Annotated in this window: 6 protein-coding genes and 1 rRNA gene; 4 read left to right on the top strand and 3 right to left on the bottom strand. The window is 67.9% G+C overall.

Features of this window, described 5'->3' with window-relative positions; translation table 11 throughout:
- Positions 1-5 precede the first annotated feature (5 nt).
- Positions 6-122: ribosomal RNA gene (gene rrf / locus QMK34_RS46830) — 5S ribosomal RNA — on the top strand.
- 84 nt (positions 123-206) lie between these two features.
- Here rrf and QMK34_RS46825 read toward each other — a convergent pair.
- The 3 genes from QMK34_RS46825 to QMK34_RS46815 form a co-directional block, all read right to left on the bottom strand.
- Positions 207-395, bottom strand: a complete 189-nt coding sequence (locus QMK34_RS46825) for a hypothetical protein (protein ID WP_326421487.1) — start codon at positions 393-395, stop codon at positions 207-209.
- A gap of 170 nt (positions 396-565) precedes the next feature.
- Positions 566-1,774 (bottom strand): L,D-transpeptidase, encoded by a 1,209-nt coding sequence (locus QMK34_RS46820; protein WP_326421485.1) that lies wholly within the window; start codon positions 1,772-1,774, stop codon positions 566-568.
- A 102-nt stretch (positions 1,775-1,876) separates the two neighbouring features.
- Positions 1,877-2,746 carry a patatin-like phospholipase family protein gene (locus QMK34_RS46815; RefSeq protein ID WP_326421483.1) on the bottom strand — a complete coding sequence of 290 codons (870 nt, stop codon included), beginning with the start codon at positions 2,744-2,746 and terminating at the stop codon, positions 1,877-1,879.
- Between the two features lie 68 nt (positions 2,747-2,814).
- Between QMK34_RS46815 and QMK34_RS46810 the strand changes: the two genes are divergently transcribed.
- From QMK34_RS46810 to QMK34_RS46800, 3 genes are all read left to right on the top strand, one after another.
- Entirely contained in the window at positions 2,815-3,816 is a 1,002-nt protein-coding gene (locus tag QMK34_RS46810) for a LysR family transcriptional regulator (RefSeq protein ID WP_326421481.1), read from the top strand.
- Positions 3,817-3,904: 88 nt separating this feature from the next.
- Complete coding sequence (locus tag QMK34_RS46805; RefSeq protein WP_326421479.1) at positions 3,905-4,492, top strand: papain-like cysteine protease family protein; 588 nt, start codon at positions 3,905-3,907, stop codon at positions 4,490-4,492.
- Position 4,493: 1 nt separating this feature from the next.
- On the top strand, positions 4,494-5,297 hold the full coding sequence (locus QMK34_RS46800; RefSeq protein WP_326421478.1) for a hypothetical protein: 804 nt from the start codon (positions 4,494-4,496) through the stop codon (positions 5,295-5,297).
- Positions 5,298-5,453 lie beyond the last annotated feature (156 nt).

The raw sequence follows: 5,453 nt of genomic DNA, 5'->3' as shown, positions 1-5,453 counted from the left end.
AGAGTTACGGTGGTTATAGCGCCAGGGAAACGCCCGGTCCCATTCCGAACCCGGAAGCTAAGCCTGGTAGCGCCGATGGTACTGCAGTCGAAGGATTGTGGGAGAGTAGGACGCCGCCGAACACTAACTAGATAGAAAGAGAAATAGCCCGGCCCTCGGTCGAGACCCTGCACAGGGCACTCCCGAAGGCCGGGCTATTTTTCGTGCTACGGCATATTGAGGTAGCCGCCATGATCGCCGACCTGTGGGTTGGGGTTCAGGTTGTCACGCCGGGCCTCTCCCAGACCGGCTCCGCGAGCCAGCTTGTTGCCACCCCGCTTCCGGTCCTTCAGATCCACCACCAGTGCGAGAACCAGCAACGCGGCCAGTATCGAGCCTGCCAGTATCCATCCCATCGCGAAGCCCTCCTTCGGACTCGGCGAGCGCGAGAGGTTGACTCTCGCGCTCACTGCGAACCCTCACGTTAGGCTGGCCAAGGTGGGGTTGGCCACGAACTTGACCTTCATTTAGGACGACGAAGGCCCCCCTCTGCCGCGGCAGAGGGGGGCCTTCGTCGTGGTGGGGGTTATTTGATGGCGCTGCCGGCCTGCCAGTCGGTCCAGGACTTCGACCAGTCGCCGTAGAGGTCGTAGACCGGGAGCTGGGGCCCGGCCGAGTTGGTCACCTCGACCACGTCGCCGAGGCCGAGGTTCTGGAAGAACCACTGCGCGTTCGCGGCGTTGAGGTTAATGCAGCCGTGCGAGACGTTGTTGCTGCCCTGCGCGCCGACGCTGTTCGGGTTCTCGTGGACGAACTCGCCGTCGTTGGAGATCCGCTCGGCCCACTTCTCGGCCGACTTGTAGTAGCCGGGCTGACCCTGGCAGACCCCGTAGGTGCAGGAGTCCATCACGTAGTTGGCCTGCTTGTCGGAGATGACGTGCGCGCCGAGGTGGGTCGGGGTGGCGTCCTTGCCCAGCGAAATAGGCATCGACTTCACGTTTTGCCCGTTATGGAAGATTTGCATCTGTTCGGTGTTCCCGTCGGCTTTCGCGATCCAGGAATCGTGCACCTTGTAGGTCTCGGTCCGGTCAGCCGCCCCGAAAACCCCGTTGCCGAAATCGAGGCCGTAGATCTTCGCCGTGACCTTCAGCGTGGTGCCGGCCTTCCAGTACTCCTTCGGCCGGTAGTGCACGTTCTTGTCGTCCATCCAGTACCAGCCGCCCGCCTGCTTGGGCGTGGACTCGACCGTCAGCATCTTCTCGACCTCGGCCTTGTTCTTGACCGACTGGCCGAAGCTGAACACGATCGGCTGGCCGACGCCCACGCCGGTGCTCGCCACCGCGGACGGCGCCGGGATGAGGTTCGCGTTGGCCTGCTGCTTGGGCGAGACCGTGCTGAGCTGACTCTGCTGCTCGATCGGCTTTCCGTTGCCGCCCTGGGCATGTGCGACGATCTTGTAAGTGCCGCCGTAGCCGAGTGGCTCGCTCGAGGTCCAGCTGAGGCTGTCCGTCGCCAGGTTGCCCGCTACTTGCTTCCCCTTCGCCGCGTTCGTCACCGAGACGTCGAGCAGCTTGCCATTGGCGGCCTTCACCACGATCGGCGTCGAAGGGTTCACCCCTGTCCCGCCGTTCGGCTCGAAGGTCACCGACACCGGTGTGTCGGCCGGTGTGCTGCCATCCTGCGCCGGCGCGGCCCCGGTCGACGGGGTGCCACCGTCCCCGGAGGAGCAAGCCGACAGCATCAGCGTCGCGGCGAGAATCCCGGACACCGAAAGTAATGACTTCTTGGGAAACATATTGTCTCTTTTTTGGTATTGAGGAGTAGCTGGCATTGGTTTTAAAACTACGCGATATCGAAGACGTCCTCAGCGTGAATAGGTGCAGTCAAGTGATGCGCGTCACGTGGTGACGAGCCCGGGAGCACCGTACAGGCCGGGCCCGTCCACGGTCAGCTCGGCGAGGTAGTGCCTGGCCGCGGTGTAGGCCTCCTCCGCCAAGGCCTCGGTGCGGCTGAAGTCGAGCGGGCTGACCCGCACCGGAGCCGGCCCCGGCACGTACACCACCGGCACCTCGGCGGCGGCGAGCGGCGCTTCCAGCACCGCCTGGTTCCGCATGCTGATCATCGCCGTGAACATCATCACCTCGGCGAAGGTCTGCGGCGAACCCGGTATCTTGCCGGGGAACGCGCAGTCCAGCACCACGAGCGAGCGGGCGCCCATGGCCAGCGCCTGGCGCATCGGCACGTTGGCCACCAGGCCGCCGTCGTAGAGCAGCCTGCCCTCGTGCTCCACCGGCGGGTAGATGCCGGGGATCGCGCAGCTGGCGAGCAGGGGCGCGAGCAGCGGGCCGGAGCGGATCAGCAGTGGCTCCGCGGTTTCGACGTCTGTGGTGACTACGCCGAGTGGCAGGGCCAGGTCCTCGAAGCGCGCGTCGTGGCCGATGTGCTCGTCCACGATCGCGGCCAGTCCCGTGTTGGGGAACAGGTTCGTCTTGCTGTGCCGCAGGGTGCGCACTTGACTCAACACGCCGCCGGGGAAGGCTTCGTGCCGCGTCATCCGTGACCAGATCCGGCGCAGCCGGTCCGCCGAGTCGTCCCCTGGCAGGGCGAGCACCGCCGCGTTGAGCGAGCCGACCGAGGTGCCGACGGCCAGGTCGGCGGTCACCCCGGCCTCGGTGAGCGCGCGGAGCATCCCGACCTGCATGGCGCCCAGGCTGCCCCCGCCGCCGAGCACGAAGCCGATCGGGCGGGGAAGCTGCAACTCCGTCATGATCCGAATGTAGTGGTGCCCGACTTTCGCAGGTCGTTGTGTCCGGCTCCGGGCGGTAATCTCGGTCGATGGCAGAGCTCGAGCTACGCCATCTCAGAGCTGTCCGCGCCGTGGCGGACAGCGGGAGCGTCAGCAAGGCCTCCACCCTGCTCGGGATCAGCCAGCCGGCGTTGACCGCCCAGCTCAAGCGCATCGAACGCATTCTCGGTGGCGAGCTGTTCGAGCGGAGTTCGCACGGCACCCGGCCCACCGCGCTCGGCGGCTTCGTACTCGGCCGCGCCGACGCGCTACTGGCCGACATGCGCTCGCTGGTGGTTTCGGCCCAGCGGCACAGCAAGACCGATCTCGTCGAGACGCTGCGGGTCGGTTACGTGCCGCTGCTGATCATCGGCCGGTTCATCGAGGAGCTCCATGAGCGGATCATCGGCCTCGACGTCCAGACCTGGGCCGAGCCGGCGGCGCTGACGCTGCTCAAACTGCTGTCCACCGGCCGGGTCGACGTCGCGCTGATGGAACGGTTCGACGGCACCGAGCCGCACCATTTCGAGGGGCTCGGCGTCCGCCCGCTGGCCACCGAGCCGATCTTCGTGGGCATCGCCGAGGGACATCCGGCGATCATGGGCGGCGTCGTCCGGCTGGCCGATCTGGCAGGCAGCGACTGGATCCTGCCGCCACCGCACGAGAACGCCGTCCGCCTGCGGTTCCAGGCCGCGTGCGAGGAGGCCGGGTTCGCGCCGCGGATCCGGCACTACTCCTCCGAGGGCGGCACCGCGGGCACCCTGATCGCCCAGGGCGCGGTGTGCCTGGCCCAGGCGGCGTCGGCGCCGCCGCCGGGACTGCTCGCGCTGCCGCTGGCCGGCGATCCGCTGTGGACGACGTTGCTGTTCGTCACGCGGGAGGACCACGATCCGGGGCCGATGACCGACGAGGTCTTCCGCTGCGCGGTGCTCGCGTACCGGTCCTCGGTCGACCGCAATCCGCATTTCGCGCGGTGGTGGCGTCTGCATCCGGAGCTGCAGGAGAAATGCACCGAGCGGCTGCTGACCGTGAGTAGTGTGATCAGCCCATAAGGTGAGTGTTATACCTGATGGGATTACTGCTCCAGGCCTGTGCGCGTGACCCTCGTAGGGACCCCACCGCCTGCGACTTGGAGCAACCATGCAGTTCAGACGCTTGAGGGCGACCGGCGTGTTGTTCGCCGGGCTGATCGCCGCCACCCTGCTCACCCCGGCCGTGACCGCCGCCGCGCCCGCCGGTCCCCTGGCTGCGACCACGGTGCCGATCGGTCAGCTGGTGCAGGAACAGAACCAGTGGTGCTGGGTCGCCAGCGGCCTGACGATCGCCAGGACGCTCGGCTACGGCACCAGCGTCAGCCAGAACACCTTCTGTGACTACGGCCGTGGCTACCCCGCAGGCTCCCAGTGTCCCAACCAGGCGGGTCAGCTGACCTACGTGCAGCGCGCGTACCAGATGCTCGGGCTCAGCCCGGGTTCGGTGACCAGCGCGCTGAGCTTCTCCTCCGTGCAGAGCGAGATCAACGCCCGCAGACCGATCGAAACCGGCATCTACTGGACGGCCGGTGGCGGTCACGCCCAGGTCATCTACGGCTATGACAGCGCGAGCCAGCTCATGTACTACGGCGACCCGTGGCCGACGAGTCAGCGCTACAGCGCGATGTCCTACAGCAGCTATGTCCGCAATGGACAGTTCCAGTGGGCCCAGTCCCTTTACCGGATCGGGGCGTGACATGAAGAAGACGACTTTCCTGCGTGGACTCGTGACCCTGGGCGCCGGCGCCCTGCTGCTGCTCGGCGGGGGCGGCGCTGTGGCGTCGGCGGCCCAGCCCGGCGGCGTCTCCGGCGCCGATCTCGCCGCCGCCCGCCAGGTGGCGGCCGGGCCGGACACCGCGGCCAAGCTCTCGACCTTCTTCGTCCAGCTGGACCGGCGTGCCGGGGTGTCCGCGCAGGCGGCTTCAGCGAAGGCGCCGACGGTGGCAGGCGAGCCGCTCCAGGTGTTCTCGCTGGATCCGAAGTTCGTGGCGGGCGTCCCCGGGGCGTCCCCGGCGAGCTTCGCCTATCTCGCCGTCTTGACGCGCTCCGCGTCCGGGCAGCAGGCGACGGTGTGGCTCACCCGGGAGCAGGCGGGCTGGTCGGCGACGAACCTGACGACCGGCACCGAGGAGGTCACCTATCCGGCGCAGGCCGCCGGGGGCCTCGTGTTCACCGAGCCGCAGATCAACGCGTGGTACCGGGTCCGGGACGGCTTGGTGCTGCCGCTGAACGACCCCGCGCGGGCCCAGGTCGGCGCGGGCGTGCCGCTCGCGGGCTACCAGAAACTCGTGCATGAGCAGTACGGCGACAAACTGCCCGGTTCGGCCTATGTGAACCAGGGCAAGTTCGGCGGCTACCAGCCCGCGGGCACCGTCGTGCGTCCCCCGGTTCCCGCCTCGGACACCACCGGTGGTGGCTGGCTGCTGGTGCTCGCGGGCGCGATGGTCGCGCTCGGCGGGATCGGCTGGGCCGCGCGGAACCGGGTGCTCAGCCGCCGCTGACCCCGGCGCCGCAGTTCGCTCAGGCCCGTCGCCTCGCAGGCGGTGGGCCTGAGCGCTTGTCCGGGCGCGGGAGCAAGGGACCTTTGCTGCCGTTTTCGGGGCGCGAGAAGCAGGGTGCCGTGAAGGGAGCCTTCACGGCGTTAGACGCCGTCATGG

Source organism: Amycolatopsis sp. H20-H5, from assembly GCF_035828755.1.
GTDB lineage: Bacteria > Actinomycetota > Actinomycetes > Mycobacteriales > Pseudonocardiaceae > Amycolatopsis.
The sequence above is the reverse complement of the archived record's forward strand: the minus strand, read 5'-3'. Positions and strand labels throughout refer to the sequence as shown.